Genomic DNA, 26,401 nt, shown 5'->3' on the forward strand with positions numbered 1-26,401 from the left:
TGAGGAGTTTTAAGATAATTTCCCGTACACTCCTCATGTGCAGATCCTTACTTTTCATTAATTAGAGGGATTATGGCGAAGATCAAGCTGACCAAAAATGAGCTGAAAAAGCAGAAGGACGCTTTGAAGATGTATCAGCGTTACCTTCCGACCTTGATGCTCAAAAAACAACAACTCCAGGCGGAGATCAGGATTACCGAGGTTCGGATCAAAGAATTGCTCCAGGAAAAAGAGCGGATCGATGGTTCCTTTAAATCCTGGATAGGGGTTTTCGGTGAAAAGGGATTTTTTACCCCCCGGACCTTGCGGATAACCAGCGTGAAAACTTCCACCGGCAACATCGCGGGGGTTTCCATTCCCCTCTTTCAGGGGGCAGAGTTTTCCACGGAGCCCTATGACCTTGCCCGGACCCCCCTCTGGCTTGATACGGCGGTGGAAAAAATGAAGCAGGTACTGCTCCTGGATTTGGAGGCCATGACCCTGGAGGAACAGCGGAAGCGGCTGGATCATGAACTGCGGGTAACCACCCAGCGGGTTAACCTCTTTGAGAAAATTAAGATCCCCGAAACCAGGGGGAATATCAAAAAGATCCAGGTTTATTTAGGGGATCAGCAGACTTCCGCGGTGGTCCGCGGAAAGATAGCCAAGCGTGGCATGGAGAGGGCGGCCCAATGATCGTACCGATGAAGAAAGTATCCCTGGTGGTGATGGAAAAAAACCGGGAAGTTTCCCTGGAAAAACTCCGGGAAGCGGGGGTACTCCATTTAGAAAAACGGAATGTCCGCTCCGATGAATTAACCAAGCTTCTGGATCGGAAGGCCAAGACGGAAACCGCCCTGGGGGTTTTACGGTCCTATCCATTGGAGAACGGGGCCGCCGGGAAAATCCCCCTGGACGGGGGGGAGCAGGACGTTTTTTCTTCCGATACCCTCAACGGAGAAACCCCGCCGGATTTAGTCGCCCGGATATTGGAACTGGGGGATGAAAAAAAGGCCCTCCAGGAACAACTCCTGGTAAACACCAAGGAGCGGAGCCGTATCGAAAAATGGGGAAATTTTGATCCCCGCTCCTTTGCGGAATTTGCCGAAAAGGGCATTGTCCTGATTCCCTATGAACTTTCCCGTAAGGCCTATGAATCCCTTCCCGAGGGGATCATCGTGCTGGGTCAGGATAAGACGACGGTGCGGGTTTTGTCCGTGGGGAAGGAGATCCCCGGGGAAAGTCCCTGGGTTTTGCCGGAACATTCCCTGGCCGAGATCGATGCCCTGCTGGCGGATATTCGGGATAAGCTGGCGGATATTGAAAACCGATTACAGGCCCTGGCCTGCCGGCAGGCTTCCCTTGAAGGGGAGCAGAAAATCCTCCTGGAGCGGATAGAATTTGAAACCGCCCGGGCGGGGATGGAAACCGCGGATAACGTGCCGGCGGAATTTACCGTTTCCTGGCTTACCGGGTTTGTACCCCAGGACGAGTTGGGGGTTTTGAAACGGGCCGCCGCGGAAAACGGCTGGGCCCTGCTGGCGGATGATCCCGGGGAGGACGATAACGTCCCGACCAAGCTGAAAAACAACCCCCTGGCGAGTCTGATCCGGCCGTTGACCGACTTTCTGGAAGTGGTACCGGGCTATAACGAGATCGACATCTCAGGGTTCTTTCTTTTCTTCTTTGTTATTTTTTTCGGCATGATCTTCGGTGACGCGGGCTATGGCGCCTTGATCATCCTTGCCTCGGTGATCGGCATCCTCAAATCCGCCAAGAAGCCCCCCATTTTAAAGCTCCTGTTGCTGCTGGGGCTTTCCAATTTTACCTGGGGCCTGCTCACCTGTTCCTGGTTTGGTGTCAAGGCCGCCCTGCTTCCCGATGTGTTGAAGAATATATCCCTGCCCCTTATTTCAAATGCCACGGCGGACAGATCCGCCATGGACCAGGCCATTGTCCGGCAGAATCTGATGATCCTCTGTTTTTCCCTGGCCCTGTTGCAGCTCTCAATCGGGCATATTCTCGCCATTGTCCATACTAAATCCCTGAAAATACTGGCCCATATCGGCAACATTGCTATGTTGGGGGGAATGTATTTTGTCATCCTTTCGCTTATCGCCAGCAACGAAGCCCGGCAGATACCCCTGTATCCCCTGGCGATCTATGTTTTCGCCGGCGGTTTTCTGCTGAATTTTGTCTTTGCCAGTTATGAGGGAAGCATAGGCCGCTCAATTCTGGAAAGCCTCAAAAATATCATTTCGGTAATCCTGGGGATTGCCAATGTTTTTTCCGATATTATGTCCTATATCAGGCTTTGGGCGGTGGGTCTGGCGGGAGCGGCGATTGCCGATACGGTGGATACCATGGCGCTTCAGATAGGCGGGATAGCCGGTCCTGTGGTGGTTCGTTTTATGGTGTTTATCCTTGCCGGGGGGCTTTTGATCTTCGGCCACGGGTTAAACCTGGTCCTCAACATGCTTTCGGTTCTGGTTCACGGGGTCAGGCTCAACACCCTGGAATTTTCCGGCCATGTGGGGCTTACTTGGGCGGGTACCGCGTACAAGCCTTTTGCAAAGCGTACTATTCGTGTTTCCACGGATAGATAAAATTGATAGGAGATACGCCGGTTAATCCCCGGCGACTTCAAAAATGAGGAGAACAATATGAATTTAGGATTGATAGGCGCAGGACTGGTGATGGGTCTTTCCGCCGTAGGTTCGGCAATCGGTATCGGTATCGCGGGTCAGGCAGTTATCGGTGCTTGGAAAAAATGTTATATCGCCAATAAGCCCGCGCCTATGACCCTGCTTGCCTTCGGTGGAGCTCCCTTAACCCAGACCTTCTACGGTTATATTTTGGGCTTTCTCTTTATGAAACCCGCGGCCCTGGCGGTGGTGAATGATCCCCAGCGGGGTTCCCTTTTCCTGGGTATCGGTATTGCCTCGGGACTTGCCATAGCCTTTTCCGCCATTGCCCAGGGCAAAGCGGGTGCCGCCGGAGCGGACGCCACCGGTGAAACCGGCAAGGGTTTTGTCAATTACATGATGATCGTGGGTATCTGCGAGACCGTCGCTATCTTTGCGATGGTACTTTCCATGATAAGCCTAAGCCTGTAATTTTTTTGAGGCAAAGAAGTCTTCTACGGATCGGCGGTTTTGATCATGTCGAACCCGTCCTGATTGGGGGCGATCATCCTGTGGTTATTCAGACCATGTGGAAGGATCGCCTTTCTTTTTCAGATCTTACGGGGGAGGCCGGCAGGGCCCTGGTCGAGCGGATAGATCGGCTTAAAGCCATGGGCTGCGGTTTACTCCGTTTCGCGGTTCCCGATTTGGAGGCCGCCGAGGTTTTAGGTGCCCTGGCCCGGGAAGTGTCCATGCCCCTGGTGGCGGACATTCATTTTGATTATAAAATTGCCCTCCGCTGCCTGGATTATCCCATCGCGAAAATCAGGATTAACCCCGGGAATATCGGAAGTAAAGAAAAGGTACAAGAGATCCTCACCAAGGCCGCGGGCCGGAAGATACCCATCCGGATTGGGGTTAACGCCGGCAGTCTTCCCCAGGATCTGCGGCGTTCCGTTGATGAGGGCCGCCTGGATCGGGCGGAAGCGCTGGTGGCGGCGGCGGAACGGGAATTGGCTATATTTCGGGAATTTAACTTTAAAAACGTCCTGGTTTCTCTAAAAGCCTCCACAATTGCCGATACTATAAAGGCGAACCGGATCTTGGCATCCCGGACCGGCCTGCCGATCCATATCGGGGTTACCGAAGCGGGTCCCCTTGTTGCCGGGGTGGTACGGAATACGGCGGCCCTGGTGGTCCTCCTGTCCGAGGGGATAGGGGATACCATCCGGGTTTCCCTTTCCGATTCTATTGAAAATGAGGTAATCGCCGGCAGGGAAATCCTGGGGGCGGTGGCGGATAGTACCGGGGACGAGGAAAGGCGCCGGGGGGTGGTGCTGATTTCCTGCCCCCGGTGCGGCAGGAATAGTTTTGATACCCATGGGTTTACCGAACGGTGGCTCCCCCGGCTGTACTCCCTGGACAAAAACATCACCGTGGCGGTGATGGGTTGTGCGGTAAACGGCCCCGGTGAGGCCCGTCACGCGGACCTGGGCATTACCGGCGCGGGAAATCAGGTGCTGCTTTTCCGGCACGGCAAGGTGATACGGACCATAAGTGCCGCTTCCGGGGACCTGGAAATTTTGGCGGACAGCGCCTTCGGGGAGGCCCTGGAGGAACTGTAGGAAACCGGTAAAAAACTGGAGTTTTCGCCGGTCCCTGGTAGAAATCCGCGAAGGCGGTGAGCCCGGACTTTGCAAATTTTTTTCCGAACCATAAAATTTAAAAAATGAGGAGCTTTATTATGAAAAAAGTTTTGATCTGTGCATTGCTTTTGTTTCTGACCCTTACGGCGGGAACATTTGCGGATCATCCTAGCGGTACGGGGATCGGTCTTGATTTCCGTTATGGCGTGACCGGTGGCTTTGGGCCCGCGTTGTCCCTTAAACTACCGGTGGTACCGGTGTATTGGGGTATCGGGTTGGGGATTGATAGGAACTGGTTCGGTCTTAATGTGACGGGGGACTATTATTTTATCGATAAAGTCCTGGTTCCGGAAATTAATCTTGGCTGGTATCTGGGGCTCGGCGGGTATACCGGCTTGTGGATTTGGCAGGATAATTACCATCCTGCCTGGGCCAAGGACGATGACCTTGATATGTCTTTAACCATGGGCCTCCGCTTTCCCATCGGCCTTTCCTGGCAGCCCCTGGATTTTCTGGAGGTGTTTATGGATGTTGCCCCCAGTCTGGGGCTCTGGGTAATCCCGTTTCGGTTCCCCGATTGGGATGTCAACTTTGATTTAGGCGTCCGTTTTTGGATCTAGCGGCGCTTTTTTAGGCCGCTTGTAACCTAGCGCGTCCCGCGGTATTTTGGTTTAAAGAGGAAGGTAGGGTGAGAAAAAACAGATTTTTTTTCCTTGGTTTTTTTGTTTTTATTACCGTTTTCGCTTTTGCCCAGATACCGTCGGAGAAGCCCTATTGGTTTACCCTGGAGCAGGGGAAACTTTTGTTTAGAACCGGTCAATACGGGGATGCCCTTCTTGCCTTTGAAGACGCCCGGGAACAGCGGAAGACCCTGTACACCCAAATGGAACGTTCTTTTATAACCCTCCTGTCAATTCCGGAGGTACGCCGCCTGGGGGATTCCCTGCCCCTGGTGGAAACCTACATACGGGATCAGCGGCAGGAAAGCGCCGCGGCGGTTCTGCGGGAGCTTTATTACCGGGTCCCCAAGGCATCGCTGGAGGGGTCGGCCAGGACGGCTCTGGAACAGCTCGGGCGTTTAAAAAACTACCCCGAGGCGGAATACTGGATTGGGGAAACGTACCGGGTCGAGGGGGAGTTAGGGATAGCCCTCAAACAATATCAAAAGGCCTATGACCAACGGGAATTTCTGGAAAATTCGGGGTTTGAACGGGAAATCTTATATAAAATTGTTGATATTCACCGGCTCCGGCAGGAATACCCGGAGATGGAAAAGTGGCTCCTGGAAATTCTGAAACAAGACCTGCTCTGGTCCGAAGATTCGGGGATGTTCGCGAAAAACGCCCTGTTCAGAATCATAGAAAACGACGGGATAAACCGGTTTTTAACCCTCTACCGGTATAATAACGGTTCCGTTGAAAAGGCCCACCGGCTTTTGGGGCTTTATTATTATGCCTCGGGACGACACAGCCGGGCCACGGAACACCTCTTATACGCCTTTCTTATTCAGAACAGTATCATTATCGAGGAGATCCTCCGGAATAAATTTGATTTTGTCTTTACCAATTTAGAAAATCTTCGGAATGAAATTATCCAGAGGCCGGTATTACGGGCTTATATCGAAGAAGTGGAATACTACAAAACCATGTATTACCTGGGTTCCGCCTTTTACGGCGCCGGAAAACCGGCGCCTGCCCGGGAATTTTGGACCTTTTTATCCCTTCAAAGCGGCGGCGGCTTTGCCGCGGGGGAATGGGGAGGGCGGGCCCGGGGGCAGCTCCGCAGTCCCTCCATGGATCCGGCGGTAGAATACCCCTAAATTCGAATTTTTCCCAAAACGCCCGATAATCCCGGGTAAAAATACCGGCTTTGCCCCGGAATAAACTTGTTCATAAATGAAAAGTAGGATACATTCATTATATGAATACGGTTGTTTTAAAAGCGGCGGACCTGGACGGGTTCCTTACCGATGCCGATAGGACTTCCATTGCCCGGATGGATGAATTTTACCGTCACGTGATGACCTGTTTTACCCTGCTTTCCACCACCAGATCCGCCGCGGAACGGCGGCGGGAGGAGGATAAACTCATTGGACTTTACAATGAGATGGGGAGCCTGATGCAGGAAATCTGCACGCAGGAGGCCGGTATCCACGTATATTCCTTCCGTACCCCCCAGGAGAGCCATGCCGAAGCGTCCCGGCTTATCGCCAAACTCCGGGACATCCGGACGGAGCGGGAGGAATTTGTTTATTATATTCAACGGGCCTACGAATTGCTTTTTAACCTGGCCTACGGGGGAACCACCGGGACAAATAAAAATTATCTCATTGTAAAAACCCCGGTAACCATGCCGGTCCAAAACTATGCGGTTCATAAAATAACCAATATTGATGATAAAATTGAAAATACCGTGATGTGTGTTATGCTCCGGGGGGCCCTATTACCCTCCATGATTATGTCCAAGGAAATTGAGGAATATTCCTCCCATGCCCATGTAACCCCCTTTGCCCTGTTCAGGATTCGGCGGGATGATACAAAACATGAAAACGATATGGAGTATATCCTGGACCTGGATCGTTCCTTTTTTAATCCGACCCTGCTCGACGGCAAGGACCTTATTTTCGCGGACCCCATGAATGCCACCGGGGGAAGCCTGGTAACGGTCATAAAATACCTTTTGGATCAGGGGATCAAACCCAAGTCGGTCCAGTTCTTTAATGTCATCGCCGCCCTTAAGGGGGCCCTGCGGGCGGTCCGGGCCCTGGATAATTGTCAGGTTTTTACCCTGTGGATGGACCCGGTCTTAAATGAAGCGGCCTATATCATGCCGGGCTTGGGTGATGCCGGGGACCGGATCAACGGGCGGGATATGGAAGAACGCCCCCGGAACATCATGCAGCTCATCGCCGACTATGGTTCCAGTATCGCCCGGCTGTATCGGGCGCAGCTCCGTGAAATAGAGGATACGGTCCTCAATACACCAAAATGAATATGAAACCGTCTTTTTTATTAGTGGTTTGTTTTGTTTTTTCGGGATTCCTTTTCTCCTGTACCTCCCAGGCCCGGGTTGCCAGGGCGGAGGAATATTATGCCCTGGGCATGGCCTATTTGGATCTGGGCCGGTATGAGGAGGCGGAAAAATGGCTAAGCCAGGCCAGATTCCTGGACAAGACCAAGCTGGCATCGGAATACAACCTGGGGCGTATCGCCTTTGAAACCGGCCGGTATGAGGAGGCGATAAAATTTTTTGATGGTATCCTTGAAAGGGATCCGGATAATGTGATGGCCCTCAAGTCTGCGGCCTATACCAGCATAAAAACCGGTGACTTTGAGCGGGCCGAGGCTTTATATGAGCGGGTTCTTTTGTTGGAGCCCGAAAGCGCCGATGACGGCTATAATTATGCCCTGGTCCTCAACGCCGTAAAAAAACCGGAAAAAGCGGAAGAGGTTTTGTCAAAATACCCCTATGCCCTTTTGGATAATAAGGATATTCTGCTTCTCTACGCCCGTTCCCAGGGGGCGCAGCGCAAACCCGAGGCGGTGGACAGTTATAGCCGGTGGCTTCTCAACAATAGTGAGCCCCAGGTGCAGTATGAATTTGCCCTGGTTCTGGAAGAAAACGGCCTGTATGCCCGGTCCCTGGAAGAGTATCGGAAACTGCTGGTGACGCTTCCCAGTGACGCTGGCGCCCCGGAAGGGGGGCTGCGGAAATCCGCCATACAATTCGCCGTCGCCCGGCTGCTCCTTATCGCGGATGCCGAAAACCCCCAGGGCATCACCGAACTTGAGCTGGCCCTTTCCGAAGGCTTTTCCGATACGGAGGCGCTGAATAAACTTTTGGAGGATGAAAATGTTACCGCTTCCGCCAAAGACGCGATCCGTAAAATGATCGCGGACTTAAAAAGCGCTAAGCAGGGCAGTACCGATAGTACCGAAGGTACCGATGAAGGGATATGATAGTTTCGATGATACAGATCCTATTTGAAATTCCCGACGTGGATAATATCAAAGAAAAACGCCGTATGATAAGATCGATTAAAGAAAAACTGCAGCGCCGTTTTCACATAAGCGCCGCCGAGGTGGATCTGCAGGATTCCCTTTCCTTTGCCCAGATTGGCGGCGCCCTGGTTTCCAATTCCAGGAGTTTTGGGGAATCGGTGCTGCATAAGGCCTTTGAGATGGTAGAACAGGACCTTCCGGTTCGGATCCAGGACGTGTCTATCTATTCGGAAGAATTTTGAGGCCCTCCCAAACCCGAAGTTTTGGGAAAGTCTCTTTATAACAGGGGAGTATCCATGAGGCTGAAAAAGGGTATTTTAGGCGCGGTGAGTTTGGTGATGGTTTTTTTCAGTTCCTGCATCGGGATAAATACGAATATTACCATCCGTCAGAACGGCGCGGGAACCCTGGACCTTGAATACCGGATTTCCCGGATAGCGGAATCCCTGGGAAAATTGGACGGTAACGAGCGGTGGCTTACCCTGCCGGTAGGCCGGGCGGATTTTGAACGGACCATCAGCCGGATTGACGGCCTTAAACTGACTGCTTTCTCTGCCCGGGAAGATGAAAAAGACCGGGTGGTAACGGTTAAGGTGGATTTTTCCAACCCCGATGCCCTGACCGGTTTTTTGGATGCCCTCGGACAGCGGACCCGTTTGACCCGGGAGGAAGACAAGTACCGCCTCTCCCTTACCCTGGGCGGGGGTGTTCAAAGCCAGGACCCGGAACTTTTGGAACTGACCCAGGCGGTTTTCCTGGGGTATACCCTGGAATTTGGCATTGCCTTGCCCCGGGATACCGTCCTGACCTTGGTGGACGAGGAGGGGGGGAAGCTCGACACCCCCCCGGTGGGAAATATTTATGGGAGCGGACGGAACATCCGGTTCTCCGCTCCCATGGGGGCCCTTTTGACGTCAAAAGAACCGGTGCGCATGGAGATCCGCTGGTAATCCCTCAGTTTTCCCCGAATCCTATGGGGATGGTCCGGGTAACCCGTAATACATAATCGTCCCCGGTCGGGGGCGGTTCCGGATCCAGGGAGGGATCGTAGCGGGTATAGAGGGCCTCCACCCGGAGAAAGCCGGAAAAGGTCCGGGGTAGTACGATATCGGTGGTGAAGGGATTGGGCGGGTTTTCCCCCAGGACGAATTCCAGGGTAGTTTCAAAGGGGGAATTCTCTGTTTCCCTATGGATAAAGGGCATGGGGGCGGCGTATATGGGCTGTGGATCGCTGGTTGAATCCAGATACAGGTCAAAACGGACCGGTTCCTCCCGGGCTTGCAGGTTTATTTCCAGGATCCGCCGGGCCAGAAAACTTCTGCCGGTAATGGTAACGTCTAAAATTGACGGGTTATCGGGACTTTCCGTAATAAGCCGCCGTACCGGCGGCAGCGGCGGGTTTAAAGACAGCCTATATGTGTAAAACGTCAAGGCCCCCATACATCCCGCCAGCAAAATGGACCGGGATATCAACCAGAGGGAGGGGGTTTTTTTTCGTTTCACCGCCAGGGCTGAGGCCCGTTTAAAGATAAGCACCGAAGGTAAGGCTGCGACGGCGATAAAAAGGATGAGCCAGACCTGGTGGAAACGGTTTAGTATTGGGAGTCCGGTCCCGGCCGGCCCCATACTGGTAAGCAGGATCCCCGCTATTTGCAGGGGAATGATAAGGGCAATAACATATACCGGCAGTGAGAAGGGTAGCAGGGCAGCTAAAATCGTAAAAAGAAAAGCCCACATAAAGGCGGGGATAAAGGTAATGTCTAAAAATATGGCGATCAGGGTTCCCAGAATTATCAGAATGACCGCGGCGGTTCCATAAAAATTAGCCCGCCGGGGTATTTTCAGACGGTTAAAAAGAGGATCTATCAGGGAAAAGAGGGTCAGGGCTATACTCAGGGTAAAAATTATGCTCCCATAGGATATATGGTCCTGGGGGAGGGCGAATCCGCTTAAGAGGAAGCTGAAAAACAGTTCCGCGGCCTCGAGGCATAAAAAAAGAATAATAAAAAGCATAACAATCACCCAAGATCGGCGTAAAAATATCTGTCCCTGGATGATCAGCATCCTCCGCAATACAATAGAATAAATAAGAAAAATAAAAAAACCCAGGGCGCTTAAGGACCACAGGATAATTATGGTGATTAATTCCGGAACAAAAACGGTTTTGTCCCGGAATTGAAAGATCAAATAATGGTAATCCAGGTTTTCCGCTGAAAAATCGAGGGCCTCCGTGTATCCCAGGAGTAGATCCCCCAAAAGTTCCACCGGAATCGGCTGCCCCGCCGGCCCGTCCTCCTCCTGGGTTCCCTCAAGGTACAGGGAGGGGGTGCCGTAGGTCAGGGAGGAGGCCAGTACCGAAGGTCCCTCCACCACCCCCAGTTTGTAAAGTTCATTGGACTTGACCGCAAAGGTAAAGGGAACCCCGTAGGAGGCGCATAATCCGGGAATAGGTTGCAGCAGACTGAGGGGGGCCGGGGTTTTCCCTCCGCTGTGGTGGACGAGTATTTTTTCAGGAGGATCATAGAAATCCGCGTAGAACATAATCGTATTTTCAGGATCCTCAGGAAGGGTCAGAAGATCTTCCAGCCCGGTATGGGAGCCCTTCCGCAGATCCGGGGGCAAGCGGGATGGTTCGTCCCCCAGGAAGGCGACCCAAATTTCTCTGTTTAAATCCCTTTCCCGGGCTTTTTTGATAAAAGCCAGCCCCGCTTCAAGACCGTAGGGAAACCCCTCCCCCGGCTCGTCTTCGGAGCGGAGGGGTATGGCCAGGACAAAGACCGCCCCGTCCGGTTCGGCGGCGGCCTTCGGCGGGAGGTATACCACGATGGATGCGCCGAATCCCCCATATTCGGTAAACAGAGACCGGACCTCGAAGGGGATCCCTTCTTCGGTAAGGAGCCGGCTCAGCGCCAGGCGCCGGGAAATTTCTAACGAATGACCGCCTTCTGTTCCTTCTTCCTGTGAAAAAATTCCCCGGGGTACGAGAAGAAAGATAAAAATCAAGGATAGCCCGACAGCCTTCACCGCTTAAACATAGTCCCATATCAGGAGGAGATCAAGAACATGGGGATGTCTTTTGGGCCGGGTGTAAAAAAAGCGGCGGCATTCCCCGCTAAACCGGATAAAAAGGAATGACATATTGAGGATCTTTATATATAATAAAAAGGATGATCATGGCGTATAGTAAATTACCGATAGGGATTAATAAAAGGCCCCTTTTTCAATGCTGGTTAGGGCTGATGGTGCTACTTTTTTTATCCTGTTCCCGGGCGGAACCGACCATATCCTACGGATTTATACGGTTGGTTTATTACCAGAGTTCCGGGCGGCCCCAGGAGCGGTTTTCGTTTTTTGTGCTTCCCGCCGACGATGACGGTATTGAAGATATTAATGAGCTTTACCTCTATTTTGATCGGGAAGGGTTGTTCTGGACGCTGTCCGCCGAGGATTGGATTAGTTATGAATCGGAAGGACAAACCTGGATAGGAAGCCGCAGCATTACCATGGTGGATGGTGAAAATCTGCCCCGGGGACAGTACCGGGCGGTTATTATGGACAAGGGGGGTGAAAAATCGGAACGGATCTTCAGTTTTGACGCTCCGGAGGAGCCCCGGTTTGCCTTCCCGGTATTGACCGTCGTCGACGGTCAATACCGGATAGAGTCTTTATACCCCGTAAACCGGTTTATTTGTTATGACGAGGCGGGCGAATTGTTGACTATCATCGACGCGCCCGCCAAGGAAGGGGCGGTGTCGGTTCTTAACCTGCCCTCTAATGCCAGAACCGTCGCGCTGTGGGCGGAGGATGCGGAATATCTTACCTCGGCTTTGACGGAGCTGGTTCCCATACAATAAAAAACTTTGCAGATAAAATGATGGACCAAGAAATGGTTACACTATCCAAGCCCCCGGTTCCCGAAGAATTCAGGATAAAAAGTTATGTCCTCCGGGGAGGACGGATGAGTAACGCCCAACGACGGGCCTACGAACTCCTCTCTTCCCGGTACACTATTCCCTTTACGGGAAAGGTCCTGGATTTCAGAGCGCTTTTCGCCAATGAAAATCCGGTGACCGTGGAGATCGGCTTTGGCATGGGCTTTGCCACCGCGGTAATCGCCCAGAAAAACCCCGAAAAAAACTATTTAGGGATCGAGGTATTTCGGCCCGGCATCGGACGGCTCCTGTGGGAAATTGAAAAACGGGGAATTGCTAATATTCGTATCATAGAACATGACGCGGTGGAGGTTTTCACGGAGATGGTCCCCCCCGCCTCCCTGGAAGGGATCCACCTCTTTTTCCCCGATCCCTGGCCAAAAAAACGGCACCATAAACGGAGGCTGGTTAAGCGGCCCTTTACGGATCTTTTGGCCCGGCGGCTGGGTCCTTCCGGATATATCTATATGGTTACCGATTGGGCCGACTATGGGGAATGGGCTCGGGGGGAACTTTCCGCCACCCCGGGACTGGTCAATGGCTATGAGGGGTTTGCCCCTCCCCAGGACTGGCGGCCCCGGACCAAATTTGAGGCCAAGGGGCTGCAAAAAAACCATGAAGTGCGGGAACTTTTGTTTAAAACGGAGGCGCCCTAATGGCAAAAAACAGGCCGGAAGCAAAACAAGCCGGTGAATCCCGGGCCGCGGTTCTGGAACGGCTCATCAGTTCCTATCAGGAATCTTACTATAATGGGGAAGGGGACATATCCGATGGGGAATTCGACCTCCTCTGGGATGAACTCAAGGCCCTCAAACCGGACAGTCCCATCCTCCGGCGGGTGGGGATGGACGCGGTGGACGGTTTTCCCAAGGCCCGGCACCTTATCCCCATGGGGAGCCAGGAAAAAGCCGCCAATCCCCAGGAATTCCGCGCCTGGGCCGAAAAAACCGCCCCTTCGGTGATGGTGGTGCAGTACAAACTGGATGGGGCAAGCATGGAGCTCCAGTACGAGCAGGGTAAGCTCCGGCGGGCCATAACCCGGGGGGACGGGATCATCGGCGACGAGATCACCCGGAATGCCCGGCGTATGGGGGGGGTCCTGGAGGAACTGGATATCCCCTTTACCGGGGGGGTCCGGGGAGAGGTGGTGATGACCCACGATGTTTGGCGGGAAAAATACCCGGACAAGGCAAATTGCCGGAACGCCGCCAACGGTATCATGCGCCGTAAGGACGGGGAGGGTTGTGAGGACCTCACCCTGATCGTCTACGATGCCGCCGCCGGTGGGGACGATTCCTTTTTTAAGGATGAACGTGAAAAAATAGGCTGGCTCCGGGACCGGGGTTTTTCGGTTACGGTTACCCAGGAATTCACCGCCGTGGAGGAGGTGATCGCCTACCGGGCCGCGGTAGCGGAAGACCGGAAATCCCTTTCGGTGGATATCGACGGCCTCGTGGTCAAGGACCTTTATACCGATATGGCCGACCTCAGGCGGACCCGGCCGGAACGGCAGATAGCCTTTAAATTCGACCTGGAAACCGCGGTCAGCATCCTCCGGGGGGTAGAGTGGAGTGAGTCCGGGGCCACCTATACCCCTATCGGCATTGTAGACCCGGTACGCCTCGCGGGAACCACGGTACAGCGGGCAAACCTCAACAACCCCGACATGATCCGTGCCCTGGGCCTTAAGATAGGTTCCCTGGTTACCATTGTCAAACGGGGGGAGATTATCCCGAAAATTGAGGGCCTTGCCCCGGGGTATACTCCGTCGGACGAGGAGCGGGACATCGAATTTCCCACCCGGTGCGGAAGCTGCGGTAGCGCTTTGGAAGACGGGGGAACCCGGCTTTTTTGCCCCAAGGCGGACTGCCCGAAGCGGCTCCTCCACCGGCTGGAAAAGTGGATTTCCGTCCTGGATATTCGGGAATTGGGGGAAAAGCTCATCCGGCAGCTCTTCGACAAGGACCGGGTCCGCTATATTCCGGATCTCTACACCTTGACGGCGGAGGAACTGGCGGAATATGAGCGGATGGGGGAGCTTTCCGCGGCCAAGGTGATCCGGCATATCCGTACCCCTCGGGAGCTTCCCCTGGCGGTTTTTATCGCGGGTTTTGATTTTGAGGGAGTGGGGGAGCTGATCATGGAACGGGTCGTATCCGCGGGATACGATACCCTGGATAAACTCAAAAGTGCATCGGTGGAGGAGCTGGCCGCGGTTTACGGCCTGGGGGAGATCACCGCCCGGACTATTTTGGAAGGGCTTACCGAAGCCGCCGCCGAGCTTGAGGGGGTTCTTGCCACGGGGATCATCACCATTGCCCCTCCGCCCCGAGCGGAGGAACAGCCCCTGCGCTCTTTTTCCTTCTGTTTTACCGGAGAATTAGCCTCCATGAAGCGTTCCGAGGCGGAGGAACGGGTAAAGGCCCTGGGGGGGACCGCCAAGACATCGGTGGTCAAGGACCTTTCTTTCCTGGTGACCAATGATCCCGAATCGGGATCCGGGAAAAACAAAAAGGCCCATGCCCTGGGAATTCCCATTATCGGCGAGGGGGAATTCCTTGCCATCCTGGAGGATCCCGCCCGGGCATCCACGTATTCCCAGCTTCCCGCCGAAGCCGCCTCTGGGGGAAAGTCCCCCCAGGGGGAGCTCTTCTAAGCCCCCATGGGAACATCCCCCATCGGCCGGATCCTCCGGGAAACTGGTCTTCCCCTGGTTCCCCGTCTGGGGGAGATCTGCGGCGCCCTGGAGGAACGGGGTCTTGCGGTGGTCCGCTCCGATCCGGGGACGGGGAAATCCACCCTCCTCCCCCTGGCCCTGGTGGATCATCCCGCCTCGATGAATGGCCGGATCCTCATGCTGGAACCCCGCCGGGCCGCCGCGGTGGGGATCGGCGTCCGGATGGCGGACCTCCTGGGGGAGAAAATCGGGGAACGGATAGGTTATTCGGTACGGTTGGAGCGGCGCCTTTCCCCCCGTACCCAGGTAGAGGTCCTTACCGAAGGGCTTTTGGTCCGGCGGCTCCAGGGGGACCCTGATCTGGAGGGGATTTCCACGGTTATCTTCGATGAGTTCCACGAACGGTCGGTCCATACGGATCTGGCCTTGGCCCTGATCCTGGACCTCCGCCGGATGGGCCGCAAGGTCCGGCTCCTCATCATGTCCGCCACCATGGACGCCGCCCGGATTGGGGCCTTTATCGATTCCGTGGAAAACAGGACCGGGGCGGACAAAACCCCGGTTTTTGACTGCCCCGGCAGGGTCTTCCCGGTAAAAATCGAATACCGCCCTGTTTCCGACCGGGTTCCCTTGGGGATAGCCTGCGCCCAAGCCCTCTTAGGGGTCCTTGAAACGGAAAAAACCGGGGACGTACTGGTTTTTCTTCCGGGGAAGGGGGAAATCCGGGCCGCCGCCCGGATCCTGGAAGAAGCCCTGCCCGGAGAGGGTTGGCAGGTGCTTCCCCTCCACGGAGGGCTTCCCCTGGTAAAACAGCGGGAGGTGATCGCCCCCCATACCGGACCGGGTAAGAAGCTTCGGCGGATAATCCTTGCCACCAATGTGGCCGAGACCGGACTCACCGTGCCGGGGATTACCCTGGTGGTGGATTCAGGCTACGCCCGGATAGAACGCTTCCACCTGCCCACGGGCATGAACCGGCTTATCCGGGAACCCATAAGCCGCCAGGCCGCGGACCAGCGGGCGGGGCGGGCGGGACGGCTGATGCCGGGCCGTTGTATCCGTCTCTGGGAGGAATCCCTGCCCCGGCCGGCGGAGACCGACCGGGAGATAGGCCGGATTGACCTGGCCGGCCCGGTGCTGGAAAGCCTCCTCTGGGGGGCTCGTGGCCGGGAGGAGCTTCCCTGGCCGGATATGCCTCCGGAATCGGCCTGGGACCGGGCCCTGGAACTACTCCGGCGCTTGGGGGCGGCGGATGGGGATCGCCGGGCTACCACCCGGGGCAGGGAGATAGCCCGGCTGGGACTGCATCCCCGGCTGGGGGCGCTCTGCCTGGCGGGGCAGGCCGCGGGACAGGGGGGGCTTGCGGCGGTGTCGGCGGCGATCCTCTCCGAGCGGGACGGGTCGGGGATCCTGGAGGACGCCGATTTCCGCCGCCGGCTGGCCCTGGTTCGGCAGGCCCGGGAAGGGATCGGGAACACCCCCTGGGTAACGGGAATTCTGAGAACCGCCGGGGATCTCCTCAAACGGCTGGGCTCCGGGGCGGGGGATCTTTCCTGGAATCCCGGGGAAGAGGCCTCGGTGGGGGACCTCCTCAGGGCCGCTTTTCCCGACCGGATCGCCAGGCTCCAGGGGGGACGGCGGTTCCGGTTTGTTTCGGGCCGGGAGGGAACCCTGGAGGGCCCCCTGGGAGAGGCGGAATGGCTGGTGGCGGTGGAGGTGGACGCCGGAGAACGGGCCGCCCGGATAGCTTTGGCCGCCCCCCTTTCCCCGGCGGGCGCCCTGGCGGCGCTGGCGGGGGAGATCAGGACCCACACCGCCGTCTCCTGGCAGGATCTGATCCCCCGGACCACGGTTACCCGCCGGGCGGGGAAGCTCGTCATCTCCGAAGAGCGGCGGCCCGGATCGCGGGAAGAGATCCTCCCGGAACTGCCCGTCCTGCTCCGGGATAAGGGGCTGGGGATCCTTCCCTGGGATGAAGGGGCCCGGCGGCTGCTGGACCGGATCCGCTTTTTTGCCGCTTCCGGGGGCGGAGAAGGGCCGGACGCTGCCCAATGGACCGACGAAGCCCTTTCCCGGACCGCCTCGGACTGGCTTGGTCCCGAGCTATGGGAAGGCCGTGATCGGGGCAAGGGGCCCGTCATCGACGGAACCGGTTTGGCCCGGGCCCTGGAGGCCCGGCTGGGGTGGAAACAAAAACAGGATCTGGACCGCCGGGTTCCGGATTTCTTTATCCTTCCCAACAGGAAAAAACGCCCCCTGGACTACGGTTCCGGGGAACCGGTACTCCGCCTTCGCCTTCAGGACGCCTTTGGCATCGGGGAAGAAAAACGTATCCTGGGGATCCCCGTGGTCTTCCATCTCCTCTCTCCGGCGGACCGGCCCATCCAGATCACGGCGGATCTACCGGGTTTCTGGGCCGGTTCCTATGGCGGAGTCCGTAAGGAACTGCGGGGCCGCTACCCAAAACACTTCTGGCCCGAGGATCCGGGTAACTTACCGGAAAGGGGAACCCCTCAGTAGGTGTTTTCGTCCATAGCCTGGAAGCGTTCCCGAACACCCTGGAGCAAAGCCAACTCCCGGTTGATGATTTTTTCGTAATCCAGGGATTTATTCTCGATTCTGGCCGCTTCATCTTCCCAAAATTGAACCTGGGTAAGGTTGATAAACCGGAACCGCCGCTCCTGGGCCTTCATCCCCCATTCGATCGCGTCTTTCCAGTAGTACAGGGCGGTACGGAAACAGGTTTCCGCAGTTTCCAGGCTTTCCAGATTTTGTTCTTTCCAGGGGGCGTTGTAAAAATAGGCGTTCCGTTTATTCCACTTGTTCCCTAAAAAAAGGTACTGTTCTATCAGTTTGAGGTTGACATGCATCATAAAGAGGTACCGGTATTTTTCCCATTGGATTTCGTTTTCGATCCGGGCCATGGCATAGAGGGGATTGGCAAAATCCGCCTTGAGGGCCCGCTCAAGCCAATAGATATTTTCCATGGTATCATCGGGATACTGGATATAGTGGAGATGGTAGAGCTTAAAGAACTGCTCCTTGTACCGGACTAAATAGGCGTTTAAGGACGGGGGGTTCAGGATACATAACAGAATCCCCATAAGCAAGATACCCCAAAATTTATGCGCCTTTCCCACTGTTCCTCCTCAGCTCTCCTCCCCCCACGCTTCAAATATCGGCATTTGCCGCAGAATCCTCCAGACCTCTTCGGCCACTTCTTCCGCCGGCCTGGAGGCATCCAGGTGTTCCAGCCGGACCTCCCCGGCGGCATAGGCCGGGAGCAGGGCCCGGTACCGTTCCCGTACCAGGAGCTGGACATCAAGGCGTTCGTAAACGTCCCGCCCGGAGCGCCCTTCCAGCCGTTCAAGGGCAATATTCGGGTCAAGGTCAAAAAAAATGAGCAGTTCCGGGAGGGGAAAATCCCGGTTCAAAAGGGCGGGCAATGCTTCCCCGCAGTCTATCCCTTGATACACCAGGGAAGAGGGGACATAACGGTCCGAAACAACCAGATCTCCCGCAAGACAGTGCTCCCGAATACCTTCGGGGCCAAAGAGGTGTTCGTTCCGGTCCGCCGCGAAAAGCCGGGCGACGGTTTCCGGTTTTAAGGGCAGGGTTCCCCGCAGGGCCTGACGGAGGATGCGGCCTATGGGGCTGTCCGTGGGTTCAAAGGTGGCAAATAGCCGGAGGCCCGGTTCGGTTTTCCCCCCCCGGTGGATTTCCGGAGTTTGCTCCGGATTAAGACGGTTTCGGAGCAGTTCAATCTGGGTAGAGGTACCGCTCCCGTCGCCGCCTTCAAAAACAACAAAATTACGGAGTATATTCATGGTATTGTTATACCATGGCATGGCTTTTTTTGCATATTCGTGGTATTTTTAGTATACTAATTTTTGAGCCGCTTTTAAAAGCCGATTTGGTTTTGCACCGGCTTAAATGAGATGCAAGGGATCACAGGTGGTCAATTCCGCGGAAAATCACGCCGGTAGATTACATGAACACACTGGTTACCGTTTAATTCGGTTCAGTATGGAATTTCTCACCTTTTTGATCCTGGTCATCGTTACCACCCTCATATTACGGCCCCTGCAGCGTGCCATGTCCGACCGTATGACCGAGCTTCGGGATTACGGTATTACCCGGCTGGAGGAGGTAATCAACCGGCGGATCGAATATGCCTCTATGGGGACCTCGGTTTTCGGGACCCTGGACATACGAAACATCCGGATCTCCGGTATTGATACCGAACCCGCGGTGGAGATCTCCCGGCTCAGGATCTCCTATTCCCCCTGGAAACTTTTACGGGGGGAGCTGGTAGCATCGGTTAATTCCATCCTTATCGATAAACCGGCCATAGTCCTGGATTCGGCGCGGGATAGGGATTTGTGGCGGCTTCTATCTTCTTCTACGGATTCTTATTCCACCGGGATCCGTTGGAGTAAGGATATGCTGCCCGAAAATTTGGTGGTCCGGATTAGGGGAGGGGAATGTATCCTCAAGGATGGGGAAAACAGCCTTGCCGCCGATAATGTAACCTTGAACTTTACGGTAGAGCAGGGCCGGATCAGTTTTCAAGGCCAATGGGATACGGATGTTTTTTTAGACCGAACTCTGGGCCGTTCCCTGGAGGCGGACTTTTCCGGCAAAATCAGGGGTGAATTTTCTGATGCGCTGGATAATGGATTTGTTACGTTAAATGTTCCCGCTTTTGAGACGGATCTGTTTGCGTTGCGGCCGTTGACGGTAAATTGCACCCTCGCGGACGGTAAAATCGAAATAAGAAAGATTGACGATCAGATTCCTTTGGATTTGCATATGGGGTATGACCTTGCATCAAGAGAACTTTCCGGGGAATTCCAGTCCGAAAATTTTTTACTGGGCGAGTTATTTTCCTTTTCGGGTCCCTGGGCAAAGTACAATGCCTGGCTTGCCCTGCGGACCACCGGCACCGCTTCCTTGGGGATTGACCGGGAGGGGAAAATAAGTTATGACCTGGATCTTTCCGGAATTATCCCGGCTGGTATGTCCTTGGGCATGGGGGACACCGCGTATACTATAAGCGGAACCGGGGATCAACGGCATATTACCGTTGATAAGATATCCCTCACTGCCCCCCTGGGGGTTCTGGATTTTTCAGGGGAAATAGGCCTGGACCCCTTTGCGCCGAACGGTACCCTCTCGGTTTCCAAATTGAGCCTTTCCGGGGACGCCCCTTCGGTCAGTGGGGATTTCAGTATCAGTACCGAAGGCCGGGAGTTTACTATTTCCGGGGAGGACCTGTCCCTGGGTTCCGTGTTAATCTCCGCCCTGGATGCGGTAATTCAATGGGAAGATCAGGGCTTAAACTTTTTTGTATCGGCCCTGCAGTTTAAGAACATGGAATCCTACGAGGATGTTCAGCCCACTAAGCTGTCCCTGGATGGTTCCTATACCTTTAATCCCCGGGAACTTCAGGTAACGTTCTTTCTGACCTCCTTTCCCCTGTTGGATATAATCAACATAGCCAGATCCTTTGGAAATATACCGGCGGTCCCGGAAGCGGCGGTGGGTCTGCTGGAGGATATAGCGGTAACCACCGAAATATTCATTACCACCGATTTTGAGCATCTGTTGTATAATGCTCCCCATTCCGTGGTTGCCTATGGGGGGGAACAGGACATTTTTTCCCTGTTTTCCCTATCAGGGAGCGATCTGCGCCTTGAGGTGGAAGACGGCCGGGTGGTTTGGGGCGAAGAGATGACCATGTTTTCCGGTTCCGCGGATTTTTCCAATCTCCAGGACATTTCATTTGCCCTGCGCCTGGCCTACCAAGAGATGGCCTATTATTTTGAAGGGCTGGTGCTGGATCAGCGTTCCTTGAGTATCCAGGGCGCCTATGGGCTTTCGGTTTATATGGCCAAAACCGATTTTGGCGGATATTCAGGATTTGTAGAAACCGCCGCTTTCCCGCTTCCCATTAACGGCCAATTCGCCTGGCTTACCCTCCTGTCGTCCATGCGGTATGAATCAAAGGACCAATGGTCTTTTGACATCAGCAATTTGGAAGTCCGGGAACTGTCCACCCCCGCATCGCTTACCACCACCCTATCGTTCAGGGGCAGGGGGAATCAAGACGGGGCGTGGTTTCCCGAACTCCTGTTTAATGACGGCCGGGGCCTGTTATCCGGCGGGGCCTCATTAGCCTGGGACGAGGCTTTTTCCGATATTTCAGGTACGGTTTCTCTGGCCAATCCCGAAGATGCCGAGGAATTCATCCTGAAGGGTGGATGGAGCAACGGCGCCCTTACCCTTAATCTACAGCTTTCCCAGTTTCAGATTGGCCGGGTCATACGAAATTCCAACAATATCCTGGTTACGGGGGATACGGCTATAACGTGGAATTCCATGGATTTTTTTCTCGTGGACTTTAACCTGTCCTCCTTGACCGCGTCTATAAGCGAAACCCCGGTCCATGCCTCCGTATCCGGTGCCCTGACGGCGGATAATTTTTTTGCCGAAAATTTACAGATCTCCTACGGCGGCCTCACCGCGGAATTTTCCTATCTCAGGATGAACAATAAAATACCCCTGGTGGAGACGGATGCCCATATTTGGGGGACCGCCCTGGGCCGGGATATGGATGTATCCCTGACGGCACGGGTTGATTTTAAGCCCCTGGATTCCTGGTTTGATATAAACCGGATGCTGCAATCCTTTGACGGGCGTTTGCTGGTAAACCATATCCGGGTAAATACCGCCGAATCCGCGGAGCCCTTTGATTTTTCTTTTTCCCGTTCCGAATCCCTTATTTCCCTTTCCGGCGGTCCTGATGAAATGATCCAGATGTGGCTCGCCGAAGACGGGGGATTTTATGCGGGCTTCTCCAATCCGTCGCCCATTCGGGGTTCTATTTCCGGTACCGTCGCCGACGGGACTATCAATGCTCATTCTTCGGATCTGAATATAGATATGGGTTCCCTCTGGTCATTTATTTCTACCAAAAGTATCGAAATTCCCGAGGGGATCATTACCGCTTCTTTGGATATTACCGGTCCCCTGGCGGATCCGGAATTTTACGGAATCGCTTCGGGTACGGGGGTTCGGATCCGGATCCCCCAATTCCTTACCGAGGATATAGGCCCCACCCCGATTACCCTCTTATTGGACGGTACCGAGATGACCTTTGGCCCCATTGATGTTAAGGTCGGTTCCGGTCAGGGAAGGGTAAGCGGCTGGTTCCGTTTTGACCGTTGGATCCCCAACATCTTCTCCATAAACATCCAGGCCATTCAGGAGCAGGCCATTCCCTTTGGAGTTGATGTGGGGGGGGTCAGGGCCCAGGGACTGACCTCGGGGGTTTTGAACGTATCCATGGATCATAGTGTCCTGATGGTAACCGGTGATTTAACCGGTCGTGACACGGAAATAACCCTGGATATGCAGGGGTTTACCGATGAAGGTGCAGAACTTGCTTTGGCTTCATCCTCCATACCGGTGGTTACGGATCTCAATATCAGAACCGGCAGTAAGGTTGAATTTCTCTGGCCCAACGCGGATTTTCCCATCATCCGGGCCCAGGCGGACCGGGGCGCAAACCTCAAGGTGAAGATCGATACCCAAACCGATCGCTATACCGTGGTGGGGGATGTAAAACTCAGGAGCGGGGAAATTTTTTATATTCAGCGGAGTTTTTACCTTCGGGAGGGTACCCTCTACTTTAATGAAAATGAGGTTCAGTTTGAGCCCCTCATATCCGCCCGGGCCGAGATCCGGGAGTACGCCACGGAAGGGCCGGTAACGATCTCCCTCATCATCGATCAATCCCCCTTGGAATCCTTTACGGCGCGGTTTGAATCGAGTCCGGCCCTTTCCCAGGTTGATATTATTTCCATTTTGGGGCAGAATTTAACCGGTACCACTGTGGCAGGGGGCAGTGATGTTTTGGCCAATATGCTCGCCGCGTCTTCCGATTTTTTGGCCCAATTTCGGGTGGTAAGACGTTTGGAACGGTATGTCCGGGATTTTACCCGGTTGGATATGTTTTCGTTCCGTTCCCAGGTGCTGCAAAATGCGGTTCTGGGGGCCACCAGGCTCCAGGTCCCGGTTGACCGGATGAGTCTGGTTAGTAACTATTTTGATAATACCGCTGTTTTTTTAGGTAAATACATTGGATCCGATATGTTTTTTCAATCCATGTTGTCCCTGCGATACGATGAAAATAAAAAAACCATGGGGGGGTATGCCTTTGAACCTGAGATTGGCATAGAGTTACGGAGTCCATTATTTGACATTCGATGGGATTTCGTTCCCCGGCATCCCGAATATATGTTTGTAAATGATCATTCGATTACCTTGACCTGGCGTCGGACATTTTGATAGCGACTACGGCGGTTTCAAAATTTCGGCCTTGAAATCGGCCCTATTAATTAAACTGTCTTTTGATGGTAGAATCATCGAAATGGCAGCATCATGAGGAGCGTTAATGCGGTTTGGATTGGTGGCTTTTTTGCTTTTGCTGTTGATTTTTCCCGGTTTTGCCCAGGAAGGCGGCGAATGGTATCAGGATAAACCTATTAAGGATATAGTCTTTGAAGGACTTAAGAACGTCAAGTTGGCGGATTTGGAAGAAGTCATAAATCCATACTTTGGCCGTCTGTTTAATGACGACCTGTTTTGGGAACTTCAGGGAAGGCTTTATGCCCTTGAATATTTCGAGACCATTACCCCCAGTGCCATCCCATCGGACCTGGCGGGCAGTGAAATTATCATTAAATTTACGGTAAAAGAACGGCCCGTCGTATCCCGAATAGCTTTTGTCGGTAATAGTTCCATTACCCGTTCAAATCTGCAGGGGGTGATCTCCGTCAAAATCAATGATGTGGCGAATCAGGCTAAATTGCGGGTAGATGAAATGGCGATCATCAATACCTATCTGGAAAAGGGTTTTCCCGATATACAGGTCAGATCCGAATTGGTGCCCAATAAAGATGAAACCACCGTATTGACTTTTTATATAACCGAAGGGGAACGGATCACCATAGAATCCATTGAGTTCGAAGGTAATACCATCTTTTCCACCGGTACCCTCCGGGGACAGTTGTCTTTAAAACGAAAAAATCTTATCACCGACGGCGCCTTTCAGGAGGCTAAACTGTTGGAGGATATCAATACCATTACCCAATATTACCATGATCGGGGGTATATAGATGCGGAGGTAACCGATGTGATCCGGAACATCCGGAAGGATGAAAAGGATCGTAATAACCTTACCCTTATTTTCCGTATCCATGAGGGGCGGATGTATAAATTTAACGGGGTTAGCTTTGAGGGGAATCTTATTTTTTCTACCGAACAACTAGCCGATCTCATCCGGTCCAAACCCGGTGAAACGATTAATGCCCGGCGGGTTGAGACAGACCTGCAGCGGGTGGCGGACCTTTATTATGAAAATGGGTATATATTTAATACCATTACCCGGGACGAAGACCGTAACCCCGCGGAAGGGTTGGTCTCCTATAAAGTTACTATTCAGGAACGGGGCAGGGCCCACATAGAGCATATTATTATCCGGGGTAATGAAAAAACCAAGGATGAGGTGATACTCCGGGAAATTCCCCTGGAACCGGGGGATGTGTTTTCTAAAACCAAAGTAATGGAAGGGATCCGGAATCTCTCTAATCTGCAATACTTTTCCATGGTAGTACCGGATACCCCCCAGGGAAGCGCCGAAAGCCTGATGGATCTGATCTTTACCGTGGAAGAACAGCCGACCATGGATGTCCAATTAGGGGTCACCTTTTCCGGCAGCGCGGATCCCGACAGCTTTCCCATATCGGGGCTGGTAAAATGGAATGACCGGAACTTCCTCGGCCGGGGTAACATCGTCGGCGCCGGGGTAACCGCGTCCCCCGACACCCAGGCTCTTTCCCTGGAGTATACCCAGCGGTGGCTTTTCGGCCTTCCCCTGACGGGGGGCTTTGATTTTAGCGTACAGCACGCAAAACGGGTAGCGGCCATGGATAGATTGGACCCCGTCTTTGACGGCGACGAAACCTATGCCTATCCCGACGGATTTGATTCCTATGCGGAATATGAACGCAATAATAAACTGCCCCCCTCCGCATATTTGATGGAGTACAATCAATGGAGTTTTTCTTTGGGTTTTTCCACGGGGTATCGTTTCCTTACCCCCCTGGGAAACCTGAGTTTGGGCGGAGGGATCCGATCCGCCCTGGTGCATAATAGCTATGACGACGATTTATTCAGGGCCTTTGATCCCACCCTTCGTTCCGGAAATAACCGCTGGGTTCCGGCGGAATCACTTTGGACCAGTATTTCGCTGGATCAACGGGATGTTTATTATGATCCCTCCAAGGGGTATTATGGCATACAACGGTTCGGGCTTTATGGCATTTTCCCCTTTGAGGTGGAGCATTACCTTAAGTCGGATACCAAGGCGGAGTATTTCTTGACCCTTTTTAACCTGCAGCTTTTTGATAATTATGCGTTAAAGGCGGTATTTGGGATCCATACGGGGGTTTCGTTCATATTTCCCGAGCCTGGTTACGACAAGGCTATGATTGAGGACGCAAATAAATTGCTGGTGGACGGGATGTTCGTTGGCCGGGGATGGACCGATCAGCGGCTTAACCGTGGTTTGGCCCTGTGGGAAAATTGGGCGGAAATTCGTATCCCCGTGGTTCCCAATATCCTGGCCCTGGACCTGTTTTTTGACGCTGCGGCGGTTAAAGAGACCCCCAAAACCTTCTTTAGCGAATTTAAGCTTGATGACATGCGGTTTAGCTTTGGGGGGGGCTTACGCTTTGCCATACCCCAATTCCCCTTTAGGTTTATCTTTGCCAAACGGTTTAAGTATACCGATGGGGCATTTACCTGGATTCCGGGGAGTATCGGAGGTAATCCCTCGAAACCTGCCTCGGGAATTGATTTTGTAATATCCTTTGCCTTATCTACATATTAGAGGTGGTGATGATGATAAAGAAGCCGGCGATCCTGGTGGTTTTTTTTATGGTCCTGGGAACCCTGGGGGCGCAACAGCTTACCCGGTTTGCGGTGGTGGACATGACCAAGGTATATACCGCGTTCTTCCGGGAATCCCGGGCGGTTCGGGAATTTGAGGAGCGCAGCCGTCAGGTCCAGGTGGAAATAGACCGGATGACCGAGGAAATTCAGGAATTAAGGCTTTCCCATGCCAGGGCCGAAGCCCGGGGAGACCAGGAACAGGTCCTCAGGCTGGAAAATGATATCAGCCGGCGCTCGGAGTACCTCAAGGAGTACTATCAGCTTAAAACCGCCGAATTGGAAAAACAGAAGGATCGCCTTGCCCAGTCAAGTACCTTTTTGGATCAGGTATTAACTGAAATTCGTTATATCGCGGAAAGCGAGGGGTATACCATGGTTTTAAGTCTGAAGGATAATACGGGTATAATTTGGTATAGCCCTACAGTGGATATAACGGATAAGCTTATTCAAAGCTTATCGGCCCGAGCCGGACGATAAGGGGATGTATTAATTATTAGGAGGTCATATCAGTTCTGCCGATTCG

At 53.8% G+C, this 26,401-nt stretch carries 20 protein-coding genes; 17 read left to right on the forward strand and 3 right to left on the reverse strand.

Features of this window, described 5'->3' with window-relative positions:
• Positions 1–72 precede the first annotated feature (72 nt).
• The 10 genes from LQZ21_RS02825 to LQZ21_RS02870 all read left to right on the forward strand — a co-directional run bounded on the left by LQZ21_RS02825 (position 73) and on the right by LQZ21_RS02870 (position 9,200).
• Positions 73–675, forward strand: a complete 603-nt coding sequence (locus LQZ21_RS02825) for a V-type ATP synthase subunit D (protein ID WP_411042627.1) — start codon at positions 73–75, stop codon at positions 673–675.
• A gap of 8 nt (positions 676–683) precedes the next feature.
• A complete protein-coding gene (locus tag LQZ21_RS02830; RefSeq protein WP_411042628.1) occupies positions 684–2,585 on the forward strand; it encodes a V-type ATP synthase subunit I in 1,902 nt (633 codons plus the stop codon).
• Positions 2,586–2,642: 57 nt separating this feature from the next.
• Positions 2,643–3,095, forward strand: coding sequence for a V-type ATP synthase subunit K (locus tag LQZ21_RS02835; protein WP_411042630.1), 453 nt, complete (start codon positions 2,643–2,645; stop codon positions 3,093–3,095).
• Between the two features lie 5 nt (positions 3,096–3,100).
• Entirely contained in the window at positions 3,101–4,228 is a 1,128-nt protein-coding gene (gene ispG / locus LQZ21_RS02840; protein ID WP_411042632.1) for a flavodoxin-dependent (E)-4-hydroxy-3-methylbut-2-enyl-diphosphate synthase, read from the forward strand.
• 119 nt (positions 4,229–4,347) lie between these two features.
• Positions 4,348–4,869, forward strand: a complete 522-nt coding sequence (locus LQZ21_RS02845; RefSeq protein ID WP_411042633.1) for a hypothetical protein — start codon at positions 4,348–4,350, stop codon at positions 4,867–4,869.
• A 68-nt stretch (positions 4,870–4,937) separates the two neighbouring features.
• Complete coding sequence (locus LQZ21_RS02850) at positions 4,938–6,068, forward strand: tetratricopeptide repeat protein (protein ID WP_411042635.1); 1,131 nt, start codon at positions 4,938–4,940, stop codon at positions 6,066–6,068.
• 101 nt (positions 6,069–6,169) lie between these two features.
• A complete protein-coding gene (locus LQZ21_RS02855; protein ID WP_411042637.1) occupies positions 6,170–7,240 on the forward strand; it encodes a uracil phosphoribosyltransferase in 1,071 nt (356 codons plus the stop codon).
• On the forward strand, positions 7,237–8,208 hold the full coding sequence (locus tag LQZ21_RS02860; protein WP_411042638.1) for a tetratricopeptide repeat protein: 972 nt from the start codon (positions 7,237–7,239) through the stop codon (positions 8,206–8,208). The genes LQZ21_RS02855 and LQZ21_RS02860 overlap by 4 nt, the downstream gene beginning before the upstream one ends.
• A gap of 8 nt (positions 8,209–8,216) precedes the next feature.
• On the forward strand, positions 8,217–8,492 hold the full coding sequence (locus LQZ21_RS02865; RefSeq protein WP_411042640.1) for a DUF503 domain-containing protein: 276 nt from the start codon (positions 8,217–8,219) through the stop codon (positions 8,490–8,492).
• Positions 8,493–8,546: 54 nt separating this feature from the next.
• A complete protein-coding gene (locus LQZ21_RS02870; RefSeq protein WP_411042641.1) occupies positions 8,547–9,200 on the forward strand; it encodes a hypothetical protein in 654 nt (217 codons plus the stop codon).
• Positions 9,201–9,204: 4 nt separating this feature from the next.
• On the opposite strand, the gene LQZ21_RS02875 is transcribed toward LQZ21_RS02870, so the two are convergent.
• Positions 9,205–11,274: a hypothetical protein gene (locus LQZ21_RS02875; protein WP_411042643.1), complete on the reverse strand. Its 2,070-nt coding sequence runs from the start codon at positions 11,272–11,274 to the stop codon at positions 9,205–9,207.
• A gap of 143 nt (positions 11,275–11,417) precedes the next feature.
• On the opposite strand from LQZ21_RS02875, the gene LQZ21_RS02880 reads away from it, so the two are divergent.
• The 4 genes from LQZ21_RS02880 to hrpB are packed head-to-tail and all read left to right on the forward strand — an operon-like array spanning position 11,418 to position 17,379.
• Positions 11,418–12,104 (forward strand): hypothetical protein, encoded by a 687-nt coding sequence (locus tag LQZ21_RS02880; RefSeq protein ID WP_411042645.1) that lies wholly within the window; start codon positions 11,418–11,420, stop codon positions 12,102–12,104.
• 17 nt (positions 12,105–12,121) lie between these two features.
• Entirely contained in the window at positions 12,122–12,838 is a 717-nt protein-coding gene (gene trmB / locus LQZ21_RS02885; RefSeq protein WP_411042646.1) for a tRNA (guanosine(46)-N7)-methyltransferase TrmB, read from the forward strand.
• Positions 12,838–14,838: an NAD-dependent DNA ligase LigA gene (gene ligA, locus LQZ21_RS02890; protein WP_411042648.1), complete on the forward strand. Its 2,001-nt coding sequence runs from the start codon at positions 12,838–12,840 to the stop codon at positions 14,836–14,838. The genes trmB and ligA overlap by 1 nt, the downstream gene beginning before the upstream one ends.
• A 6-nt stretch (positions 14,839–14,844) precedes the next feature.
• Complete coding sequence (hrpB, locus tag LQZ21_RS02895) at positions 14,845–17,379, forward strand: ATP-dependent helicase HrpB (protein WP_411042649.1); 2,535 nt, start codon at positions 14,845–14,847, stop codon at positions 17,377–17,379.
• Here the strand turns inward: hrpB and LQZ21_RS02900 are convergent.
• Positions 17,373–17,963: a hypothetical protein gene (locus LQZ21_RS02900; protein WP_411042726.1), complete on the reverse strand. Its 591-nt coding sequence runs from the start codon at positions 17,961–17,963 to the stop codon at positions 17,373–17,375. The two genes, hrpB and LQZ21_RS02900, sit on opposite strands and share 7 nt — an antisense overlap.
• A gap of 45 nt (positions 17,964–18,008) precedes the next feature.
• Positions 18,009–18,686: a dTMP kinase gene (gene tmk / locus LQZ21_RS02905; RefSeq protein WP_411042651.1), complete on the reverse strand. Its 678-nt coding sequence runs from the start codon at positions 18,684–18,686 to the stop codon at positions 18,009–18,011.
• Between the two features lie 199 nt (positions 18,687–18,885).
• Between tmk and LQZ21_RS02910 the strand changes: the two genes are divergently transcribed.
• The 3 genes from LQZ21_RS02910 to LQZ21_RS02920 all read left to right on the forward strand — a co-directional run bounded on the left by LQZ21_RS02910 (position 18,886) and on the right by LQZ21_RS02920 (position 26,355).
• Entirely contained in the window at positions 18,886–23,211 is a 4,326-nt protein-coding gene (locus tag LQZ21_RS02910; RefSeq protein WP_411042653.1) for a translocation/assembly module TamB domain-containing protein, read from the forward strand.
• A gap of 106 nt (positions 23,212–23,317) precedes the next feature.
• Complete coding sequence (bamA, locus tag LQZ21_RS02915; RefSeq protein WP_411042655.1) at positions 23,318–25,816, forward strand: outer membrane protein assembly factor BamA; 2,499 nt, start codon at positions 23,318–23,320, stop codon at positions 25,814–25,816.
• Positions 25,817–25,824: 8 nt separating this feature from the next.
• On the forward strand, positions 25,825–26,355 hold the full coding sequence (locus LQZ21_RS02920) for an OmpH/Skp family outer membrane protein (protein ID WP_411042657.1): 531 nt from the start codon (positions 25,825–25,827) through the stop codon (positions 26,353–26,355).
• The last annotated feature ends 46 nt before the right edge of the window (positions 26,356–26,401 follow it).

The sequence above is a fragment of the Treponema sp. TIM-1 genome (assembly GCF_046533115.1).
Taxonomy (GTDB): Bacteria; Spirochaetota; Spirochaetia; order Treponematales; family Breznakiellaceae; genus JAIRMO01.